Source organism: Haloarchaeobius amylolyticus, assembly GCF_042678045.1.
Lineage (GTDB): Archaea > Halobacteriota > Halobacteria > Halobacteriales > Natrialbaceae > Natrinema > Natrinema amylolyticus_A.
The window spans coordinates 65,431-86,029 of record NZ_JBHUDI010000006.1 but is presented as its reverse complement, the minus strand read 5'-3'; the positions used below and the strand labels follow the sequence as shown (position 1 = coordinate 86,029).

General features: G+C 63.1%; 24 protein-coding genes, 1 tRNA gene and 1 pseudogene. 17 read left to right on the top strand and 9 right to left on the bottom strand.

Going from position 1 to position 20,599, the window contains the following annotated elements:
- Positions 1-1,175, bottom strand: a 1,175-nt coding sequence (locus ACFR99_RS11715; protein ID WP_390287820.1) for a hypothetical protein, incomplete at its 3' end; no start/stop codon positions are given.
- 292 nt (positions 1,176-1,467) lie between these two features.
- Here ACFR99_RS11715 and ACFR99_RS11710 point away from each other — a divergent pair.
- Both ACFR99_RS11710 and ACFR99_RS11705 read left to right on the top strand, forming a co-directional pair.
- Positions 1,468-1,647 carry an HVO_2753 family zinc finger protein gene (locus tag ACFR99_RS11710; RefSeq protein ID WP_006184530.1) on the top strand — a complete coding sequence of 60 codons (180 nt, stop codon included), beginning with the start codon at positions 1,468-1,470 and terminating at the stop codon, positions 1,645-1,647.
- 5 nt (positions 1,648-1,652) lie between these two features.
- Positions 1,653-1,919: an elongation factor 1-beta gene (locus ACFR99_RS11705; protein ID WP_092931371.1), complete on the top strand. Its 267-nt coding sequence runs from the start codon at positions 1,653-1,655 to the stop codon at positions 1,917-1,919.
- A 150-nt stretch (positions 1,920-2,069) separates the two neighbouring features.
- Here ACFR99_RS11705 and ACFR99_RS11700 read toward each other — a convergent pair whose 3' ends face one another.
- Together ACFR99_RS11700 and ACFR99_RS11695 are read right to left on the bottom strand one after the other, a co-directional pair.
- Positions 2,070-2,513, bottom strand: a complete 444-nt coding sequence (locus ACFR99_RS11700) for a hypothetical protein (RefSeq protein ID WP_390287551.1) — start codon at positions 2,511-2,513, stop codon at positions 2,070-2,072.
- Positions 2,514-2,610: 97 nt separating this feature from the next.
- Positions 2,611-3,294: an MBL fold metallo-hydrolase gene (locus tag ACFR99_RS11695; protein WP_390287549.1), complete on the bottom strand. Its 684-nt coding sequence runs from the start codon at positions 3,292-3,294 to the stop codon at positions 2,611-2,613.
- 138 nt (positions 3,295-3,432) lie between these two features.
- On the opposite strand from ACFR99_RS11695, the gene ACFR99_RS11690 reads away from it, so the two are divergent.
- Both ACFR99_RS11690 and ACFR99_RS11685 read left to right on the top strand, forming a co-directional pair.
- Entirely contained in the window at positions 3,433-3,741 is a 309-nt protein-coding gene (locus ACFR99_RS11690; protein WP_390287547.1) for a 50S ribosomal protein L21e, read from the top strand.
- A gap of 6 nt (positions 3,742-3,747) precedes the next feature.
- Entirely contained in the window at positions 3,748-4,104 is a 357-nt protein-coding gene (locus tag ACFR99_RS11685; RefSeq protein ID WP_390287545.1) for an RNA polymerase Rpb4 family protein, read from the top strand.
- A gap of 1 nt (position 4,105) precedes the next feature.
- Here the strand turns inward: ACFR99_RS11685 and ACFR99_RS11680 are convergent, their stop codons facing one another.
- Positions 4,106-5,383, bottom strand: a complete 1,278-nt coding sequence (locus ACFR99_RS11680) for an RNA-guided endonuclease InsQ/TnpB family protein (RefSeq protein ID WP_390287818.1) — start codon at positions 5,381-5,383, stop codon at positions 4,106-4,108.
- Positions 5,384-5,669: 286 nt separating this feature from the next.
- Between ACFR99_RS11680 and ACFR99_RS11675 the strand changes: the two genes are divergently transcribed.
- The 9 genes from ACFR99_RS11675 to ACFR99_RS11635 all read left to right on the top strand — a co-directional run bounded on the left by ACFR99_RS11675 (position 5,670) and on the right by ACFR99_RS11635 (position 14,674).
- Positions 5,670-6,266 (top strand): DUF655 domain-containing protein, encoded by a 597-nt coding sequence (locus ACFR99_RS11675; RefSeq protein WP_390287543.1) that lies wholly within the window; start codon positions 5,670-5,672, stop codon positions 6,264-6,266.
- A 74-nt stretch (positions 6,267-6,340) separates the two neighbouring features.
- Positions 6,341-7,180 (top strand): 16S ribosomal RNA methyltransferase A, encoded by an 840-nt coding sequence (locus tag ACFR99_RS11670; RefSeq protein WP_390287541.1) that lies wholly within the window; start codon positions 6,341-6,343, stop codon positions 7,178-7,180.
- Between the two features lie 150 nt (positions 7,181-7,330).
- Positions 7,331-8,482, top strand: coding sequence for a mechanosensitive ion channel family protein (locus ACFR99_RS11665; protein WP_390287539.1), 1,152 nt, complete (start codon positions 7,331-7,333; stop codon positions 8,480-8,482).
- Entirely contained in the window at positions 8,483-9,055 is a 573-nt protein-coding gene (locus tag ACFR99_RS11660) for a HemK2/MTQ2 family protein methyltransferase (RefSeq protein WP_390287537.1), read from the top strand.
- Between the two features lie 52 nt (positions 9,056-9,107).
- Positions 9,108-10,313 carry a PQQ-binding-like beta-propeller repeat protein gene (locus ACFR99_RS11655; RefSeq protein ID WP_390287535.1) on the top strand — a complete coding sequence of 402 codons (1,206 nt, stop codon included), beginning with the start codon at positions 9,108-9,110 and terminating at the stop codon, positions 10,311-10,313.
- Between the two features lie 162 nt (positions 10,314-10,475).
- The gene (locus tag ACFR99_RS11650; RefSeq protein WP_390287533.1) at positions 10,476-11,477 is read left to right on the top strand and encodes a 5-methyltetrahydropteroyltriglutamate--homocysteine methyltransferase; all 1,002 of its coding nucleotides are present in this window, start codon (positions 10,476-10,478) and stop codon (positions 11,475-11,477) included.
- Entirely contained in the window at positions 11,474-12,544 is a 1,071-nt protein-coding gene (locus ACFR99_RS11645; protein ID WP_390287531.1) for a methionine synthase, read from the top strand. Before ACFR99_RS11650 ends, ACFR99_RS11645 begins: the two co-directional genes overlap by 4 nt.
- Positions 12,545-12,860: 316 nt before the next feature.
- Positions 12,861-13,490, top strand: coding sequence for a nitroreductase family protein (locus tag ACFR99_RS11640; RefSeq protein WP_390287529.1), 630 nt, complete (start codon positions 12,861-12,863; stop codon positions 13,488-13,490).
- A gap of 56 nt (positions 13,491-13,546) precedes the next feature.
- Entirely contained in the window at positions 13,547-14,674 is a 1,128-nt protein-coding gene (locus ACFR99_RS11635) for a Gfo/Idh/MocA family protein (RefSeq protein WP_390287527.1), read from the top strand.
- Between the two features lie 13 nt (positions 14,675-14,687).
- Here the strand turns inward: ACFR99_RS11635 and ACFR99_RS11630 are convergent.
- Positions 14,688-15,139: pseudogene (locus ACFR99_RS11630) on the bottom strand (DUF2202 domain-containing protein).
- Between the two features lie 442 nt (positions 15,140-15,581).
- Here ACFR99_RS11630 and ACFR99_RS11625 point away from each other — a divergent pair.
- Entirely contained in the window at positions 15,582-16,427 is an 846-nt protein-coding gene (locus ACFR99_RS11625) for a COX15/CtaA family protein (protein ID WP_390287525.1), read from the top strand.
- On the opposite strand, the gene ACFR99_RS11620 is transcribed toward ACFR99_RS11625, so the two are convergent.
- Positions 16,408-16,899, bottom strand: a complete 492-nt coding sequence (locus ACFR99_RS11620; protein ID WP_390287523.1) for a metal-dependent hydrolase — start codon at positions 16,897-16,899, stop codon at positions 16,408-16,410. The genes ACFR99_RS11625 and ACFR99_RS11620 overlap by 20 nt on opposite strands.
- A gap of 190 nt (positions 16,900-17,089) precedes the next feature.
- Here ACFR99_RS11620 and ACFR99_RS11615 point away from each other — a divergent pair, with 190 nt between their 5' ends.
- Positions 17,090-17,722 carry a uracil-DNA glycosylase family protein gene (locus ACFR99_RS11615; protein ID WP_390287521.1) on the top strand — a complete coding sequence of 211 codons (633 nt, stop codon included), beginning with the start codon at positions 17,090-17,092 and terminating at the stop codon, positions 17,720-17,722.
- Here ACFR99_RS11615 and ACFR99_RS11610 read toward each other — a convergent pair.
- Both ACFR99_RS11610 and ACFR99_RS11605 read right to left on the bottom strand, forming a co-directional pair.
- Positions 17,719-18,021, bottom strand: a complete 303-nt coding sequence (locus ACFR99_RS11610; RefSeq protein ID WP_390287519.1) for a cupin domain-containing protein — start codon at positions 18,019-18,021, stop codon at positions 17,719-17,721. The genes ACFR99_RS11615 and ACFR99_RS11610 overlap by 4 nt on opposite strands.
- Before the next feature lie 192 nt (positions 18,022-18,213).
- Positions 18,214-18,477: a helix-turn-helix domain-containing protein gene (locus ACFR99_RS11605; RefSeq protein ID WP_390287517.1), complete on the bottom strand. Its 264-nt coding sequence runs from the start codon at positions 18,475-18,477 to the stop codon at positions 18,214-18,216.
- A 278-nt stretch (positions 18,478-18,755) separates the two neighbouring features.
- Here ACFR99_RS11605 and ACFR99_RS11600 point away from each other — a divergent pair, with 278 nt between their 5' ends.
- Complete coding sequence (locus ACFR99_RS11600; protein WP_390287515.1) at positions 18,756-19,163, top strand: DUF5830 family protein; 408 nt, start codon at positions 18,756-18,758, stop codon at positions 19,161-19,163.
- 34 nt (positions 19,164-19,197) lie between these two features.
- Here ACFR99_RS11600 and ACFR99_RS11595 read toward each other — a convergent pair whose 3' ends face one another.
- Positions 19,198-20,322, bottom strand: coding sequence for a DUF7115 domain-containing protein (locus tag ACFR99_RS11595; RefSeq protein ID WP_390287513.1), 1,125 nt, complete (start codon positions 20,320-20,322; stop codon positions 19,198-19,200).
- Positions 20,323-20,424: 102 nt separating this feature from the next.
- Here ACFR99_RS11595 and ACFR99_RS11590 point away from each other — a divergent pair.
- A tRNA-Met gene (locus ACFR99_RS11590) sits at positions 20,425-20,575 on the top strand.
- The last annotated feature ends 24 nt before the right edge of the window (positions 20,576-20,599 follow it).

Genomic DNA, 20,599 nt, shown 5'->3' with positions numbered 1-20,599 from the left:
CTGGCGCTCCCGGGAACACCGTCGAAGGCGTTGCGAACGCTCTCACGGACCTGCCAGACGCCGACGGGTGCCCAGTAGTCGTCCGACACTTCGCGCAGGACGAGACACTTCGCCTGCCGGCCGATCGACTCGAGATACTCCAGGACCCCCAGCCGGGCGGCGTAGTAGGCACCGGCGGTCTCCTCGACGTAGCTCGAGCGCCCCTCGTAGCCCTCGCTGGCGCTCTGGAGCCAGACCTCGTCGTTCGGGTTCGGATTCCAGATGCTGCCCGGTGCTTTCATCTCGACGAGTTCGAACTCCCAGCTGCCGGGTGCGAGCACGATCCAGTAGCGGTTGCCGACGTACTCGTTTGCCCAGACCTGCACTTCGTCGACGCTGGGCGCGTTCCGGATGCGCCCACGCAGGTACTTCCCGACGGTGTCGTCGACGGCCGTGATCGACCACCGCGTCGGGACGAGCCGGCGCTGCTCGGTCTGGCCGAGCGCGCCAGCCGAGAGGATCGAGTTGATGTCGTAGACGTCGAATCCGCGCCGATACAGGTAGGTCATCGCCCCCTCGGCCTGCCAGTCGTCGTCCTCGAGCGTCTTCTTGACCGGCCGGGGAACGTATGGGTTCTCCCGTAGCTCTGCGTTGCGCGCGTTGGCACGCGGGCCCCGCGGCGTCGCCACGTCCGTCCCCGCGTCCAGCCCGAGATCGGGGGTGTCGTCCAGCCCGATCTCCAGGTCGACCGGCCGGTCGGCGATGGCGACCTCGCGCTGGACGCCGACGAAGCCGTCCCACGTATCGTGAACTGAGGGCGTCAGCCGGCTCGCGATCGACGGCGAGTCGACGTTGGCGCGCTTGCTCGAGTTCAACAGGCCCGTCCGGCGCTGGAGGACGTCGTCGATCGCGTATCCCTGCTGGTACCAGTCGCCGTCGGTGACGTACTCCGCGGCGGCATCTTCGTCGCCGACCGGCGAGAGCAGTCCGACGGGGATGTCTGGGTAGTTCGATCGCCCGACGAAGATCGAGGGTGCGGTCGAGCCGACGAGAGTGTCGCCGCTGACGGCGTCGTCGAACCGCCGCTCGAAGTCCTCGAGATGATCCGTGATCGCGTAGGACTTCTCCTTGGCGAGGCGACGACGCTCTGCCTCCTCGTCGGGTTCTAACTCCTCGATGTAGTCGTCGAGGCGCATTCACTCGCCGTAGGACGGGCACGACTTTGAATGTTGATACTGTCGGTCCGAATTCCGGCGACGCAGTGAGATGTCAGAGGCGGAGGTCCGGTCGGGCGTCGAACAACCGGACCTCACTTCCACGTTTCGACCGGGGTATAAAGTAACCGTCACCGTCTTTTCGGACTCTGAAAACGCGACGACCGTCACTCGCCGTCTCGAGTCGCGGACGTGCTGGTCGTCTCCGATCACGACTCGCTCGAGCAGCCGTCGAAAGACAACCGTTAAAAACGGCGGGCGGGAAAGGAGGTGTATGAGTACGACCGACGACCGAGAGACACGCTCCTGTGTCTCTTGCGGGCTCAACATCGCGGGCACGAACGCCGCTGCGTTCAAGTGTCCCGACTGCGGCCAGCAGATCTACCGCTGTGCCAAATGTCGCAAGCAGAGCAACCTCTATGAGTGTCCCGACTGCGGTTTCACCGGCCCGTAACTACCATGGGAAAAGTCGCTGCCAAAATCAAGGTCATGCCGGACAGCCCCGAAATCGACCTCGACGCGCTCCAGGAGCGCCTCGAGAGTACCCTCCCCGAGGGTGCGAAGATCAACGGCGTCGAGCGTGAGGAAGTCGCGTTCGGCCTCGTTGCGCTCTACCCGACCGTGATCGTCCCCGACAGTGCGGGCGGCACGGAGACGGTCGAGGAGAACTTCACCGAGGTCGACGGCGTCGAAAGCGTCGGCGTCGAGAACGTCGGCCGTATCTAAACGGCGAGCGTCCGTTTTTCAGCCGTTTCGGCGCTGGGCCACTCGCGGCCAGCAGCCGACAATAATAGTCCGCCAGTAGCGGTCGCTGTCGCTACTGGACGGATCGTCACCAGAACGTGAGTCAGGACGGGAACGGTCGACGACGAGCGCTTACTGGCTCTGTTCCTGATCGCCGCGGTCCGCACCGAGGTTTGCTTGCGAGACGATCTCTGCGCCGATCGGCGAGAGGTCGACGGTCACGTCGTCGGTGACGGCCTTGCTGATTTCGTCCAGGTTCCCCGCGAGGACGGTCAGCACGTCGTCGGGGTTGGTGTAGACGAGCATGTTTCCGTCCTGGCCCTCAGCGACGAGTTGCGTGTCGTTCAAGACGATCTGGTCGTTCTGGATCGTCGCCGAGACGACCGGCAGCGCCGCCGGTTTCCCCGGTTCGTCGTCCCTGACTTTCCGGATGTGGACCGCATCGAGGTCGAGGACGTCCTTGTGTTCCTTGATCTGTTCGGCGCAGTTGACCATGTCGTTGAGAAGCGCAGTGCGACGCTCGTTGCCGTGATCGCCATCGAGACAGTGCTGACAGACGCGGAGTTCGAGTCGCATTATCCCGTTTTGGTCGTCGACACCGATGAGAATTCCGCTTCAGTCCTGTGGTCGCCTGCGGCCAGCACGCTGACGGCGACCGTACGGATTCTCAGCATCACTCGCGTAACTGCTCGTAAATCTCGCGAATCCTGTCACTTCCCTCCGGGACGTAGCCGCCGTGATAGCACAGCGTGTGGTCGACCTCGAGCTCGGCGAGCGTCCCAACGGACTCGATCGCGCGATCCATGTCGGGCGTGAACTGCGGTTTCGGGCCGGCGAGCGGCTCACCTCCGTCCGCGACGAGCGCGTCACCCGCGACGAGCAGGTTTCCATCGGGGAAGTACAGCGAGAGATGACCTGGCGCGTGGCCGGGTGTCGCGACGACCTCCATGGGGCCGGCGACCGTCGGAATCCGAACCCCGTCGGCCAGTTCGATATCGACGGCGACGGGCGGGTAGCGATCGCCGTCGCCCTTGATCGGCTCGCGCTCGCCGGCGACGTACGGCGCTTCCGCGTGGTGGGTCGCGACGACTGCATCGACGCGCTCTTTCAGTTCTGACAGTCCACCAGCGTGGTCCCCGTCGTGGTGGGTGAGGACTACGAGCCAGATGTCCTCGAGGTCGTAGCCCAGGCTTCGCAGGTGGGTCTCGAGGCCGTCGACGGCACCCTGTGGTCCCACGTCGCAGAGGACGAGCCCGCGGTTGGTCTCGACGAGTACGGGTGTGACCGTCAGTTCTCGCCCACCGTATTCGATCGTGATCGGAAGCGTATGCACGCCAGCGTCGTCTTCGTCTTGCATACGACGAGCATGCGCTGCCAGCACGATAGGTGTGGGTGTCCCGCGTTCACCCTCGCTGCTCACGACGCGAGGGCCACACTCGAGCAACCCGAATACGTGTGTTTTATAACCATCACCGGACAAAGCGGTCGTACGACTATGCCGAAATCTAATGGCCCTCGTCAGGGAACCCGGCGAAAGCTCGCAAACGATCCTCGAGACCGTGGCACGTCGCCACCACAGCGTGCGATTCAGGAGTACGAGGAGGGTGAGAAAGTCCACCTGAAGATCGACCCAAGCGTCGCGGACGGCCGCTTCCACCCGCGCTTCGACGGTCGTACCGGCGAAGTGATCGGTAAACAGGGCAGCGCGTTCAAAGTCCAGATCAACGACGGCGGCAAGGACAAGACGCTGCTCGTAACTGCGGCCCACCTGCGCGCACAGAATCAGGAAAAGAGCCGGATCTGAACAGGGATGACGATCTTCAAAGAGATCGTCGACGAGGAGTTCCTGACGGTCTCGGAGACGAAGGAGCTGCTCGCCGACATCGAAGCCGAACGCGCGATGGACGAGGATCGCGAGCTGCGCTACGAACTCGCGCGCGCGATCGAACACGCCAATCGGTTCGCCGTTCTCGATCCTGAGGAGGCTCAGGCACTCGTCGAGGACCTCCAGGACCTCGAGAAGGTCGACGAACCGACGGCCTACAAGATCGCCAACCTCCTGCCACAGGACCGGGACGAACTCCGGTCGGTGTACGCACAGCAGCGCTACTCGCTGTCGGGGGACGAACTCGACGACATTCTCAACGTCGTCGCACGGTACGTGTGAACTACCCCGCCCTACTCGCCGCCTTCGGCGGCTCCTTGAGGGTGGGACTTCCCGTTTCGACGACGCGACTTGCAGACACGGAAACCGAGTCCACAGCGGTCGCAGTCTTCACGGGCGTAGATTCGGAGTGAACCACTCCTAGTGTGTCAAGACCACGCGACAGCACGTTCACCGACGCGTTCCAATCCCTGTCCAGTTCGAACCCGCATGCCGGACACGAATGCTCGCGTTTCCAGAGGGGCTTCCACGTCGAAACGCCGCACGAGGCGCACTCCGTGGTCGTTCCGCGCGGCTCGACTTCTTTGACGTGACAGCCGCTCTTCTCGCCGTGGTGTTCGAGGATGGTAATGAAATCGCGCCACCCGACCTCGGCCTTGTTCCGTGCATTCTCCGGTGATTCGAGCATCTCCTTTACCGAGAGGTCTTCGACGAAGACGGCGTCGTACTCGGTGGTGTAGAAATGCGCGAGCTTGTGCTTGAAGTCCCGCTTCTTGTTTGACATCCGGGCGTGGACTTCCGCGACACGGCGGCGTTGCTTCTCCCAGTTGTGTGATTCGCACTCTTTTCGAGAGAGCGAGCGTTGCTCGCGTTCGAGCCGCTCGCGGTCAGCGGACAAGTCGAGCCGCCCGATCGAGCGCCCATCCGAATCGTGAATGAAGTTTAGCACACCGAGGTCAAGACCCACGGTGTCATCGGGATGGATGTCTTCGACGGCGGGTGTCTCGGGCTCATCCGTCTTAATGCAGAACGAGACGTACCACGCGCCGGTCGGCTCTTTCTTGAGAGTCACCTCTTTGATCTGCTCGTGGTCTGGAAGGTCTCGATGGAGGCGAATCGGAATTTCGCGGGTTTTACCCCTGAGTTTCGTGAGGACGAGGAGTCCGCGTCCGTTCGGGCCACTCTTCTTGTCGAGTTCGAAGCCTGATTGGCGGTACGTGAAACTCCTGTACTCTCGGGGCTTTTTCCAGTTCAACGATCCTACGTTGTAGCCCTTGGCTTTGAGCTTCCCGAGGTTTTCGATGTTGTCTCGGATACGCTCGACGGCCTTCTGCAGGACGGTGGAGTAGACCTGTTTCAGGTCGGGCCACCAGTTTTTCATCGTGGGCAGCCTGTCGCGGATGCTCCAGACGCGCTGGCGGAGCGTGCCCGCATCGTTGGGGATTTTGTTGAACTCGCAGAGTGCGTGGTTGTAGGTCTGGCGCACGATGTCCCGGGTCCAGTCCATCGCTTCACGTTGCTCCGTGGTTGGGAGCAATCGGAAGCGAGGGCTGTATATCATCCGATGTATCGCTACATACGACAGATTCGACGGTAAATATTCTGGTTTGAGCATGTTTGAGACTCGTGCGGGTGCCGTATCCCCGCCGTACTCGCTCTCTCCGATCGCTCCGTGAGGGCGGGGGCTTAGCACCCTCAGCGCCACCGCTAAACGCCGTTCGGTCACTGATTCTCGCAGAAATCGGCTCGCCGATCCACAACCCACCAACTGGAAGTCGGACAGCCTGCGGGACGGCTCGTGAAAGTGAGCCGACTCTTTAAGTACGCCGTCGCCGTAGCAAACGATAATGAGCGAAGCCGATGGCGACGAGACGGACGTTCGGCGCGCGGTCGTGTTGGATTACCTCGCACACGGGCTGTCTGACGACGGCCGACCGCAGTACGCGAAGTCACCGGCAGGGTATGCTGTCGGTATCGACGACTTCCAACTCTATCAGGTCGCGTTCGACGAGGACGAACGGCTCACGATCGGGAGCGAGGTCGTCGTCGAACCCCCCGCCGAGCGGGACGTCGTCACCGAGTGCCACCGCGTCGAGTACGACGACCTCTCCTCGGGTGCCAAGTCGGAACTCGAGTACGTCGTCGCCGATCTCGTCGAAGAGTACGAAGAGCGCTTCGTCGACTTCTACAACGACGCCCAGCCGATTACGCTGCGGCTCCACCAGCTGAATCTGCTGCCGGGGATCGGGAAGAAACTCCGCAACAGCATCCTCGACGAGCGAAAACGCAAACCCTTCGAGAGCTTCGAGGAACTGTCCGAGCGCGTCTCCGGGCTCCACGATCCCGATCAGATCCTCGTCGATCGCATTCTCGAGGAGTTGCGCGACGACGACCTCAAGTACCAGACCTTCGTGGGCCGGCGCGAGCAGGAACAGAACCAATAATCGACAGGTGTCGGCGGTCGGTTTCTCGCGGCCAAGACAGTGCGTTTACACCGCTTCTCGTCATAGCGACGGCAATGAGAGATCCAGACGCACTGATCGCCCGGGCAGGAATCCGCGGCGATCCGGATCGCGACCAGCACTTTCTCGTCGACGATCGCGTCCTCGACCGACTGCCGACGTATCTCACGGAGATCGACGCCGACACAAGTCACTTACTCGAGATCGGCGGTGGAACGGGCGTACTGACCGACCGGTTGCTCGCGGTCGGCGACGAGGTAACTGTCGTCGAGCGCGACCGCGACCTCGCCGCGTTCCTGCGCGAGGAGTTCGTCGACGAGATCGCGGCTGGCGACCTGACCGTGATCGAGGGTGACGCTCTCGCGGTCGACCTGCCTGACTTCTCGGCGTCGGTCTCGAACCTGCCCTACGGCGTCTCGAGCGAGATCGCCTTCCGGCTGTTTCCGGAAAAGAAGCCGCTCGTCTTGATGTTTCAACAGGAGTTCGCCGAGCGGATGGTCGCCGAGTCCGGGACGAGCGAGTACGGTCGACTCTCGGTCTCGAGTCAGCACTACGCGGACATCGAACTCGTCGAGTCGATCCCGAAGGAGGCGTTTTCGCCGCCGCCGGCGGTCCAGAGCGCGGTGATTCGCGCGGTCCCGCGCGAACCCGACTACGAGGTCGATGACGAGGACTTCTTCTTGCGGTTCGTCAAGGCGTTGTTCACCCAGCGCCGGAAGACGATCCGGAACGCGATCCGGAACACGGCGCATATCTCCGGGCTCGCAGAGCCGGAGGCAGTCGTCGATGCGGCCGATGACGACGTCCTCCAAAAGCGAGCTGGGGCGATGGCTCCTGCCGAGTTCGCCGCGCTGGCCCAACTCGCGTGGGAGGTCGGCGAGCCCGACGACGGCTAATACGGTCTGCTGTCCCGAGTTACCGGCGCACCCGCAGGACAGGTCGCGGATGCGCCGGCACCCACTGACAGGAGTCCGTATGACTCGAGTCGCGGCCCCAACCAACGGATACTCAAAGCTGCGCGGACGACAGGTCGGAGAGACGAACGCATGTCCGGACTCTTGACACGGCTCGACTGGCTGTCGGAGCTGTTCCCGACGACGCCGCTGAAACTCGTGGTGTCGTTCATAGCGGTTGGGATCGTCGTCGCCGTGTTACTTTCCTACCGGTGGCTTCACGAGCGGCTGGCCGACCGGACGAAACCGCTGCACGCCGATATCGTTTCGATGACGGTGCTTATCGGCGTCTGTGTGGTGAGTGCTGCTGTTGTAACCGGTGTGTGGGGTCGGACGGACGAACTCCAGCGGATCTATGCGGGGCTGGACCCGGGCGGCAACACTGTTCCGCGAGCAGTCGTGTCCTTTCTCCTGATCGTATTGACGGTCATCGTCGCGCGATTCGTTCGACGGGTGATCGAGGAGGTCATGGACTCGACGGCGGCAGTCACCGAACACCAGCGGCAGGTCACCCATCGACTCTCGCAGGTAATCATCTGGACAGTCTCGCTCGTCGTCGTGCTGGGGATCTGGATCGAGGATCTCGGAAGCCTCCTCGTCGGGGCCGGCTTTCTCGGTATCGTGCTGGGTATGGCTGCCCGTCAGACGCTGGGAACCATGCTCGCGGGCTTCGTCCTGATGTTCGCCCGGCCGTTCGAGATCGGCGACTGGATCGAAGTCGAGGGGGACGAAGGGATCGTTACCGACATCTCGATCGTCAACACCCGCATTCGGTCGTTCGACGGCGAGTACATCATGATCCCCAACGACGTCATCTCGACGAGTATGGTGACCAACCGCTCGAGACGGGGGCGACTCCGTGTCGAGATCGAGGTCGGCGTCGATTACGAGGCCGACATCGAACGGGCTGGTGACCTCGCAAAAGCGGCGGTCGACGAGGTCGACGACGCGCTGGCGGCACCATCCCCACAGGTCGTCGGCAAATCCTTCGGTGACTCCGCGGTCGTGCTCGGGGTTCGGTTCTGGATCGACAAACCGAGTGCCAGACGCTACTGGAACGCCCGGACCGCCGCGATCAACGCGATCAAGAACGCGTTCGAAGCCGAAGGCATCAAGATCCCGTACCCACAGCGTGAACTCACCGGCCGGGCCGAGACCGGCGGCTTTCGGGTTGCTGATGCCCCCGGGACCGAGCCAGCCGAGGACCGCCGAGAACAGCGTATGACGACACCGGAGGAACGATAGATGGGACTCGAGGACCGACGCGACCAGGAACCGGACGTCTACCAGCCCGCCGAGGATTCGCAGCTGCTGGCCGAGACAGTCACAGCGCGCCTCGCAGGGGACGAACTCGTGCTCGAAGTTGGCACCGGCTCGGGCTACGTTGCCGGCCGGATCGCCGACGAGACGGAAGCGCGCGTGATCGCCTCTGATCTGAACCCGCACGCGGTCCGCCAGGCCCGGGCCCCGAACGTCGAGACGGTGCGAGCGGATCTAGTCGCCCCGTTTCAGGATAGCGTGTTCGACGCAGTCGCATTCAACCCGCCGTATCTGCCGACCGACCCCGAAAACGAGTGGGACGACTGGATGGAACACGCGCTCTCGGGCGGCGAGGATGGCCGGGCCGTCATCGATCCGTTCCTCGAGTCGGTCGGTCGCGTGCTCGCACCCGACGGCGTCGTCTACCTGCTCGTGAGCAGTCTAACGGGTGTCGACGAGGTCGTCGAACGGGCCGGCGAGGAAGGCTTTAGCGCCGTCGCTGTCGCCGACGAGTCGTTCCCCTTCGAGACGCTGACCGTGCTCGAGTTGCTTCCGTAATCCGTTATTTCATCCGAAAACACTTATTGGATGGCTGACCGCTACTGGGATGATGCCCTCCACGAGACGGACACTCTTGACGACCGTCGGTGTGACGAGCGTCGCGCTTGCGGGTTGTTCGATGCCTTCTCGGTTCTCGGAACCCGACGACCCGCCGCCCTCCGGTGTCGCCGAGTTGCCCGATCCTGACGGCCACGTCGCTGGCGCGAACGGTGACTGGTCGACGTTCGGCTGCAACGCCGCCAACACCCGCGAGATCGCGGATGGAAAGGCACCCGTCGACGGTGTCACCGAACGCTGGCGAGTCGAAGTGACGCAATTCTCCTCTCAGGAACCCGTTGTCGCTGCTGGATACGTCTACTACGTTGATCATCGAACCCTTCGCGTCTTCGACGCGGCCGATGGGACGGAACTGTGGTCGTTCGGGGACGTTCACACGCCGCCGTTGCTCTGGGACGGGGTCGCCTATGTGGCTACCGCCGGGACGCTCCACGCGCTCGAGGCTGATACTGGTGACCCGGTGTGGGACTGCGAGTTCAAGGCTCCTGGTTCGGTGACGACGCCGGGGACCTACGCCGGCCGCCGGCTGGTTTTCGGGGTCGGAGAGCAGGTGGTCGCGCTCGATCCGGCCGACGGGTCCGTCGAGTGGCGACGCGATGTCTTCGGGCAGGTACTCGATCACGTCGCCGTCTTCGGGGGATACTGGTACGTCATCGCGACCGAAGCTGGAGAAGTCTACTTGCTTGATGAGGAAGGAGTCGGTGGACGGCGGTGGCAACTGCCGGCAGCACCGACAGCTCCGCCCAGCGCTGATTCGGATTCGGTCTATATTACGTGCCGGAACGGAACGACGTACGCGCTGATGGATGAGGGGCTCTCGAGTCCGGGGATCAACTGGACCGCCGATACCGGCGGGGTCGAACGCGGAATCGGTGTGATCGATGGACTCGTCCTCGTCGCGAACGGTGGCGAGCTTCATGCCATCGATTCGAAGTCCGGCGATCGACGCTGGGAGTCCGCGATCGGCGACTGGCAACACACGGCCCCGGCGGCCGGTCGTGACACGGTTTTCGTCGGTGGCGACCGCCTTTGGGCGTTCGATCCAACTCCCAGTAACAGCCTGGGTAGCGGACCTGCCGTCCGGTTCGAACAGGAATTCGCGGGGCGGGTTGGCCCTGGCCCGGTTCTGGACGACGGCACACTCTACGTCGTCGCGCAAGTCGACGATGAAACGTACGCGTTGCTGGCCCTCGAGTAACGGCTCACGCCTGTGTGTCATGCGGCCGTGTTCGGGTTTTCTCGATGGGGATCGAACTCTCCGATTGAGCGACCGCAAAACGACGAAACCCGCAAGAATTACTGCAGTGTATTACATCGGATGGAAAATATTAAGCGTCGGTATAGCCTAGCCGGATGTACGATGACTGAGTACGTTTCGACCACGCCGGGGCTGTATCCGCTCCCGGACTGGGCGAAAGACGACCTCTCGGATCTCAAGGGCCACCAGAAACACGACCTCATCAGCGGTGACGAGGGCGAGGAGATCACCGCGGTCTACGAGGAAGCTCGTGAAGAAGTGATCGATGCCCAGCAAGACGCCGGCCTCGACCGCATCGTCGAAGGGCAACTGCGCTGGGACGACATGCTCGCTCACCCGCTCGCAGTCGCCGACGCCGTCGAAACGCGCGGGATCGTCCGCTACTACGACAACAACAACTTCTACCGAGAGCCCGTCGTCACTGACGACCTCGCAGCCACCGGTGACGTCGCCTCGGAACTCGAGGCGGCCGCCGACCTGACCGACGACGACCTGCAGGCCGTTCTCCCCGGCCCCTACTCGCTTGCCGACCTCGCGACCGACGAGCACTACGGCGACGAGGCTGACTTCCTCGCGGCGATCGCCGACTTCCTCGCCGACGAAGCCGACGCCCTCCCCGCCGTCGAGACGCTGTTCCTGCTCGAGCCGTCGCTGGTCGAGAACACGCCCGCCGATGGCGAAGACGAACGCGCGAGCGAGGCGATCGATCAGGTCGCAGCCGCCGTCGACGCAGACGTCGTCGTCCAGCCCTACTGGGGCGCACTCGAGGAGAAAGTCTACGCCCATCTGCTCGACGCCGACATCGACGCCGTCGGCTTCGACTTCGTCGCGAATCAGGACGACAACCTCTACAACATCCAGGAGTACGGCACGACTGACGACGTCGCGCTCGGTCTCGCCGACGGCCAGAACACCCTGGTCGAGGACGCCGAAGCGATCCGTGACCGCGTCGAGTGGGTCGAGGGACAGCTGCCGACGACCGACTTCGAGACGGTCTATCTGACGACGAACACGGAGACGTTCTATCTGCCCTACGCGAAGTACGTCGAGAAACTCGAGGTTCTTGCCGAAGCCGCAGACCTCGCAGAGGTGACCCCAGCATGAGCGACAACAAAGATCAGTTCCGACCCGAGGATCACGAGCACGACCACTTCCTGCTGACGAGCGTCGTCGGCTCCTACCCGAAGCCCAAGTGGCTCAACCGCGCGAAGGAACTCTACGAGGACGACGAGGCCGACTTCGACGAGGACAACTGGCAGGAAGCGAAAGACGACGCCGCCCGCGTCATCACGAACGAACACGAGCGTGCCGGCTTAGATACCGTCGTCGACGGCGAGATGCGCCGCACCGAGATGGTCGAGTTCTTCGCCCACCGCATCGACGGCTACGAGTTCAACGGCCCCGTCAAGGTGTGGGGACACAACTACTTCGACAAGCCCTCCGTCGTCAGCGAAGTCGAGTACGACGAGAGCTGGCTCGTCGACGAGTACAAGTTCACCGCCAGCGCCACTAATCGCCCCGTGAAGGTCCCGATCACCGGGCCCTACACGCTCGCGAGCTGGGCGTTCAACGAGGCCTACGAGGACGACGCGGAACTCGCCTACGCCCTCGCCGACCTCGTCAACGAGGAAATCGAGAAGCTCGTCGACGCCGGTGCCCGCTACATCCAGATCGACGAGCCCGCGCTCGCCACCACGCCCGACGACCACGCCATCGTTGGCGAAGCCCTCGAGCGCATCGTCGCCGACATCCCCGAGGACGTCCGTATCGGCCTCCACGTCTGTTACGGCGACTACTCTCGCATCTACCCCGAAATCCTCGAGTTCCCCGTCGATGAGTTCGACCTCGAACTCGCCAACGGCGACTACGAACAGCTCGACGTCTTCAAAGACCCCGAGTTCACCGCGGATCTCGCACTCGGCGTCACCGACGTTCACGTCGCCGAGGTCGAATCGGTCGAGCAAATCGAGGAGAACATCAAGAAGGGCCTCGAGATCGTCCCGCCGGAACAGCTCGTCGTCTCGCCGGACTGCGGCCTGAAGCTGCTGCCACGTGAGGTCGCCTACGGTAAGATGGAGAACATGGTGCAGGCGGCCCGCAACGTCGAGGCGGACCTCGATGCGGGTAACATCGACATCGAGCGCGAGACGCCGACGCCTGCCGACGACTGATACGGCCTGCTGTACCGAGTTATCGGTGCAACCGCAGCACGGTCGCGGTTGTACCGGTACTGACTACAGTAGTCCGTATGACAGCGGTCACTCGACGCACGACTGTTCCGTTCTTTTTGCGTTCTGTTCTGCGCCAACTTCCGTAACGCAGCCGGATTCGCAGTCTCCGTCGTGCCGATCTGCTGCGGATAACTGTCAAACAAAAATTATATCGTCAGATAGTCTCTAATCGAGAGACATGACCACGACACGAGTGTTACCTGGTATCCCTTTTGTCCGATAACGTATACATAGCGCACGTCCCTAGCAGCGATCGATGGCACAGTCCCCGACACCACGACGCGAACTGCGCGACGACATCGCCGAGCACCGCGACCCTGACCACGATATCGATCCCCTGTTCGTCAACCGGTGGTCACCGCGCGCGATGACCGGCGAGCCGCTCGACGACGCCGAGTATCTCCCGCTGTTCGAGGCCGCCCGCTGGGCCCCCTCCGCGTTCAACAACCAGCACTGGCGGTTCATTTACGCGAGCCGCGAGGACGACGAGTGGGACACCTTCGTCGACCTCCTCTCCGAAGGGAATCGAGCGTGGGCGACCGATGCCGCCGTGCTCGCCGTTATCGTCTCGAAGACGACGTTCGACCACAACGGTGAGCCAGCTCCTGTTCACTCCTTTGATACCGGCGCCGCCTGGCAGAACCTCGCGCTCGAGGGCGCGCGCCGCGACCTGGTCGTCCACGGGATGGCCGGCTTCGATTACGAACGCGCGGCTGCGGAACTCGAGGTTCCCGAGGAGTTCGCCGTCGAAGCGATGGTCGCGATCGGTGAGCGTGCACCGCCCGAAACGCTCCCCGACGAGCTCCAGGAACGCGAACAGCCGAGCGACCGCAAGCCGCTCGGTGAGATCGTCCACCGCGGCGGCTTCGAGACCGACACAGCGTAACCACCCCGGCTGTCGCACCACAAAGCGCTAACTACCGGGCCGATGAACGGCCGTCCATGCCTCTCGAGGTCGGCGTGCTCGGCTACGGGTTCATGGGTAAAGCACACGCGAACGCGATGGCGCGGCTGCCGATGTTCTTCCCGGACGCGCCCGAAATCGAACGCAGTGTTCTGATCGGCCGTACCGAGTCGGCGCTGTCGGACGCCGCCGATCGGCTCGGCTTCGACTCGATCGCGACCGACTGGCGAGACGTCGTCGACGACGTCGATGTCTTCTACAACCTCGGGCCGAATCACGTCCACCGCGAGCCGTCGATTGCCGCCCTCGAGGTCGGGACACCGGTCTTTTGCGAGAAACCGCTCGCGCCGACGCTCTCGGATGCCGAGGCGATGGCAGAAGCGGCACGCGAGGCCGGTGACGACGTCCCTGCGGGGTGTGCGTTCAACTACCGATTCGTGCCGGCGATCCAGTACGCAAAGCGGTTGCTCGAGGCGGGCGAACTCGGCGAGATCCATCACGTCCGCGGGCGTTACCTGCAGGACTGGCTGGTCGATCCCGAGGCCCCGTGGTCGTGGCGAAACGACGCGGAATTGGCCGGCTCGGGTGCGCTCGGCGATCTCGGCTCACATACGGTCGATCTCATGCGGTTTCTCGTCGGGAGCGACGACCTCGCGGGCGAGATCGAACGTGTCAGCGGCCACCTGCGGACGTTCGTCGAGGAGCGACGGACCGAAGACGGCGACGAGACCCGGCCTGTTACCGTCGACGACGCCTACTCCGCACAGCTCGCGTTCGCAAACGGTGCCATGGGAACGCTCGAGGGATCGCGCTTCGCGACGGGCCACAAGAACGACCACACGATCGAAATTCACGGCTCGGAGGGGAGTCTGCGATTTTCCCTCGAGCGACTGAACGAACTCGAGGTGCTCCGCGACGGCGATCGCGGCTACGAGACGATTCTAATCACCGACGAAGACGACCCCTACATCGATCATTGGTGGCCGCCAGGACACGTGATCGGCTGGGAGCATCTCTTCGTCCACGAGAACTACGAGTTCTTGAGCGCCGTTGCCGAGGGGACGACGTACGAACCAAGCTTCGCGGACGGACTCGCCGCCCAGCGGGTCCTCGATGCGATCGAGGAGAGCAACGACCGCGGCGAGTGGATCACACTCGAGTCGTAACGTTCGAACTCGGTTACGAAATAATACGCTCGTAGGTCTCCTGAGAGAGAACCTGTGGTTCGTAGTCGATGCCACGCGTTGCAAGCACGTCGACGAACGCGGACAGGTGGTTCTCCGAACTCTCCATCAGGTTTGAATAAACAGTGATGATGTCGTCGTTGTCGGCCTGGTCGATGAACTCCTGAATGTCAACCATATCCGTCTCTTCGATGAGTCCGCCGACCATGAGTGCCTCTGTGGGCGATTCGAGACCGCGTGCAACCAGTAAATCGTAGAGCGGCTGGAGTTCGTGAACGACCCGATCGCATCGCGGTATGGATCGGCGAGGTCGTACTTGTCGATCAGGTTCTTGATCGCGTCCGTGTGTCGCTGTTCCGAACTCGCGATCCGATCGAAGATCGTCAGCCCCCATTCCTCGTAGAACGTGAGATAGACATCGCGAGCTAGCTTTTCTTCCTCACGCATATAGCGAATCCCTGCTCGTTCCGCATCCGACAACGACTCGAGGGAACCTGACGAATCACCGCTTTGGCCCTTCCGCTATCGTCGTGCGACGGCTGTCCCGGTTGCTGTGGTTCCGGCGAGCAGACCGATCACGCCGACGAACCCTCGCCGAGTAGGTTTGGTAGGTCGCATTTCGAGTTGGACTCGAGAGACGCTACACATAGCGTTTGTAGTTTAATGTTCGAAAATGAGGGTTAAAAATGAGCGAATAGCTGAATTTAACACCGTACCGGAAATATTTGTGAAACGTATTTCCGCCGACGGCGTTCAGTATCACCGGCACAGAACGGATGACGGCCAGCTAACTGCGTGACACGGCCTGTCGATCGGAGCGGGTTCCCGGCTGAACCGGAAGACTCGGTCAACCTAAGTACGGCCCGTCCTAACCCCCTCGTGAACGCCCGTGTCGTACGACAATCACACGCCCGACTCGAGATTTCGATCGTTGATCGATCGGTTCGGCTATCCGCACCTGCTGACCACGACGCTCGTGCTGGTTGGGGCGACGATTCTGCTTGGTGTCGCCGCAAAAGCGACGGGGTCTGGCCTGGCCTGTCAGGCCAACTGGCCCCAGTGTGACGCTGGACCGTACAACCTGCTGCCGGCAAACATACCGAGTTTCTACGAGTGGTTCCACCGCTTCGTTGCGATGTTCGCCGGCTTCGCCATCATCGGCTCGGCAGTCGCAGCTTGGCGACTCCCCGACGTTGACCGGCGCGTCACTGGGCTGGTCGTCCTCGGGATGGTCCTGACGCCGGTGCAGGTCGCACTCGGTCGCGAAACCGTCACGCAGTACACGATGGACATCCTGTCGCTGCACTTCTGGACGGCCGTCACCATCTTCACGCTGTTCCTCGTCGCGACGGTCCTCGTCTGGGAATCGCGGCTGACGACGACGCACATCACCGGCGCGCTCGGACTCGGGATCGTCGCGCTACCAGCCCACGTAGTCCTCAGTCCCGCCGTCGATGCCGGTATCGAGACGTACTCGCCGACGATGCAACTGGTCCAGTATGCTGTGACGCTGACGCTGCTCGGTGCAGCCATCGTCGCCGCGATGGTCGGCCGTCGTCGGCTCACCGGCCGGTCCGTCATGCCACTGCTCGTCGCGCCGCCGCTGGTCGTTCTCGTCCTCCTTTTTGGCCGGCAGGCGGTCAACCCCATGCTCGAGATGCCCTACTTCGCCACCACAGCCGCGCTCCTCGTGACGTTCGTCACCGGGCTCGTGTTCACCCGAAGGCAACGATAATCGACAGCCCAGCGAGGGCGGCTGTGATTCCCAGGCCGAACAGCCCGTAGTTGGCGACCGGGTTGGCGGCTGTCGTTACCTCGAACGAGTATCGACGACTCGAGACGGGCCAGAACGGCCGGATGCCCATCGGGGTCAGCGCGTCCGCGAGGAGGTGTGAGCCGATCGAAACCACGCCGACAAGAAACGCGAAGACGACGATGCCGATGTCGACGAGCGCTGCTGCCGCGTCGACGAGGACAGCGGCCAGCGTGGCGAGACCGACGCCGACGGCCAGCGCGAACAGGATCGTGTGGGTCGGTCCGCGGTGGTCGATCAGTGGGAGTCGATGGTCGAAGTCGGGCAACGTCGACAGTGCCACGCAGACGAGGCCGCCGACGATGGCGAGTTCACCGTGGCCCAGCAGGCCGACCACGGTCCCAAGCGGCGTGTACGCCGCGAGTGCCCCTCCGTAGTGGCCCGCCTGATACATCTGCGACAGAAAACGGACGAACAAAACATAAGTCCACCGTCGTTTGGTCACCGGTCGCCGTCTGTATCGAGCAGTCACGATTTCGGCTGTTCACGACCAGCGCCGACGGTGACGGACTGGCACCGCGAATCATCCTGAACCGACCCGATCCGACCGCTGTTGTTTTGGCCGCTGGCCGTCTTGTACCGGTGTGCAAAACGTGACCGACAGGACGAGCAACCCGTTCGGATTCAGGCCACCGTTCGACCGCTCCGATCCCGGCGATCGGCCGGCAGTCTTCGGCTATGGAGATGCCAATGCCGATTTTCACGTGATCGGCGACTATCCCGGAGTTCACGGCGGCGAATCCACGGGCGTCCCATTTACCGAAACCGAGAGCGGACGCGCGATCCAGGGTGTCCTTCGAGAGGTGGGCTTCGCCAGCGGCCCACGCGACGAACCGGTCCTCGAGAACTGTTTTCTAAGCTACATCCACATGTGCAGTCTCCCGGACGGGGAAGCGCCGACCGACGAAGATTACGCGACGCTCGAGCGCTTCTTCGACGCCGAACTGCGCGCGATCAACGCACACGTCCTCCTGCCGGTCGGCGCTCGCGCGACCGATCACGTCCTCCGGGAGTATACGACCCAGCGACGGCGGTTCGACCTCGAGATGGACGACCTCCACGCCGCCGACATCCGTGGCCGGGGGTTCCTCGTCGTCCCGATCAAGGACCCGGTCGAGTGGTACGGCGACGACCGCGAGGCCATCATTTCGCGACTCGAGGCGATCCTCGACAGCGACTACCGGCAGACGAAAGGCGTCGCGACGACCGTCGGCTAGTCGGTCTTCGGCGCGAACACGAGCAATGCCGCACACGCGGTACGCGCGTGTGGCGAGATCTCCTGATCGCCGTCGAATCGGACGACATCGCCCGATTCGAGGTCGTAGCTGTCGTCCCCGAGCGCGAGTTCGAGCGTACCGTCCAGGACGTAGAGGACGACGTTCGACTTCGGATGGCGATGTTTCGGCATGCGTTCGTCCGCCTCGAGCTGGAGTCGAACCGTTCGTGGAGCGTCGACGTCGAAGACCGCGGCGTGTGGGGTCGACTCGAGGGAACCGACCGACGTGATCTCTGGCATAGCTGAACTGTAGCGGTTCTCGTACTTGTGTGTCCGGGTCCTGGCTCGGAGTCGACCGATCGGATCGCTTCGTCGGGGTCGGTGGCGTCCTGTCGATACGGGCAACTCACCACGAACTCCCGGCGCACCCGCAGGACGGGTCGGGGGTGCGCCGGCACCCACTGACAGGTGTCCGTATGACAGTGGTCCGTCTCAGTCCGCCATCCCGCTCGCGTCCGACCGAGACGAACCGCTCGGTGTCGGTTCAGTGTCGGCGAGTCGACGGTGACCCGACGCGGTCACCTCGTATTGCCGTCCACCGACCGACCGAATGTCGCCGTCGTCGCGGAGCCGGTCGCACGCATGCTCGACCGTCACCGGGTGTTCGTCGACCGTCGCGGCGAGATCGACGACGTACAACGGTCCCTCATCGGCGAGCACTGCGAGCAACTCTCGCTCGAGTTGTCGTCCGAACATCTATCGATCACGCGGTGCCCCGTTCGTTTCCAGTCGCGCAACGATCGCCTGGGTGTGTCGGTCGGTCGTCGGTCGTGGTGTGCCGTCGATCATGTCGAGTCAGTGGTGTCGGTCGTCGGTCGGCTCCTGTTCTCTTTCGAAAAACGGGCTAGCGGCAGTATCAACGACCGGTGGATTCTCAGGACGTGGGAACCGTCGACATCCCTCTTGACTGAGAATGTCGTGGCTGTGTCCCCGAGGGGATACACGTTTATGCGCCGAGACGAGAGCACCGGTAGATGGATCGCGACGAAGAGCACACTGCGGACAGCGTGGCTGACGATCCCAGGGCAGACGACGACCGCGTCGCACTCGGCCTGGCGTTGCTCGCTCGCCTCGAGCACGAGTCGCTCTCGCTTGCCGAGGTCATCGATCGGATCGAGACGGTCACGACCGATCCGACGGTGACGCGAACGATCCTCGATCGGGCCGAACTCCGCGGACTGATCGAGCGCGAGGACGGGATCGTCCGTCCCAAAAGCCGCCAGTACGTCAGCTTCGAGCAGGACGTCATCACGAAAGAGGGCGATTTCACCTGCAAACGCTGTGGCTCCGGACTGTCGACCGGTTACTTCATCGACCTCGAGGCCGGCGAACTCGGCCCCTTTGGGTCGTCCTGTATCCGAAAAGTGACTGGGCGGGAGTAGACGCCAGGCCGCCTTCGGCCGCGCTCACCGCGTGTTACCGGCCTTGTCGCAGTTCCGCGATCAACTGCTCGATCGTCTCTCCTTGTTTCTCGATGATCTCGTTTTGCCGCTCGACTGCCGCCTCGAGTGCCTCGAGGCGCTCGATGAGTTCGGGATCGGGCTCGGTCGTGACTGGATCAGCTCGTCGCGTCGGATCGTCTGCCGTGTCCGTCTCGGCGGTTTCCTCGAAGAACGAGTCGGAGTCGGTTGTTGCCGCCACGCTGTCGCTGTCGTCGTGGGGAGCCGTCTCTGCCTCTGCGTGTGACCACTGGACCTGTCCGCCGTCGTTCGTGTTCGACTGCCGCCCCGAATCGGCTGCGACGCCATCCGATCTACTGCTGGCGAGCGGATCGGCCGACTGGGCGTCGGTCGCGTCGCCTGTCGATGTATCGTTGTCGTCCGGTTCCGGTGGATCGGCATCGAGCGGGTCTACGCCACCGCCGAAATCGACCGCTGCCTCGCGGCTGCCATCGTCGTCGTCTTCACCGACTGTCTCGTTGAGTTCTTCGAGCGAGCCGACGTCGTGATACTCGAACAGGGCCCGTTTCAGGCGTTCCCGGAGGTCGTTTGCCTCCTCGTTGGGCGCCTTGATCCGCTGGGGACGGCCGTCGACGGTGAGGACGATCTGGGTTGCGACGCTACCGTCCTCGAAGTCGAGGTTCGTCACGTCGTCGAAGCGGTACTCCTCGTAGTCTCCGTCCCAGACCGCACCGCCGATGTGTTTGACGAGCCGCTCGCTCGTGATGATCAGGGTGAGTTCGCTAAACCGGTAGGTTTTGACGACCGTCTCGCCGGCCTCAGTGATCCCGTTGCCGCTCAAAACCCCGGCGAGGACGGGATGGAGGACCTCGTCGGTCACGCTCGAGGGGATCGTAAACGTTCGCTCGCCGTCGAGTGCGTACTCGAGCGTGAACTTCGTCTTGCGCCGCCCCTCTGAGAGGGTCAGCCGGTCGGCGTCGTGTGGATAGTCGTCGGCCGATTCGTCGCTCAGGAGGCCATCCGAGCGATAGACGATGGTCCGCGTCGGCGTGATGAAAAGCTCGTCGTCGCCGCCGAGGGAGACGCGTGCCGCGATCTCCTCGCCGTCGAGAGTAGAGGTAACGATACCAGGAACGCTCATGCCCCGCAGTTAGTAACACCGTGTGATAAATCCGTGGGTCCGCGTTGCACGGCGGATTCGAATGAGAAGGTTAAAGAAACGGACGCCACTACTCCTAATCGAGCCCGGGTGGCTTAGCTGGACATAGCGCCGCACTCATAGGGTTCAGAGATTCGGTGCGGTTTCGCCTTGGAAGCCTCCGTGTCCCTCGAGGACTGCCGAGCCTCGAACCTGGGACATGCGGAGATCGAGGGTTCGGAGCCCTCCCCGGGCATTTTCCACTTCCTCACGAGTCGAC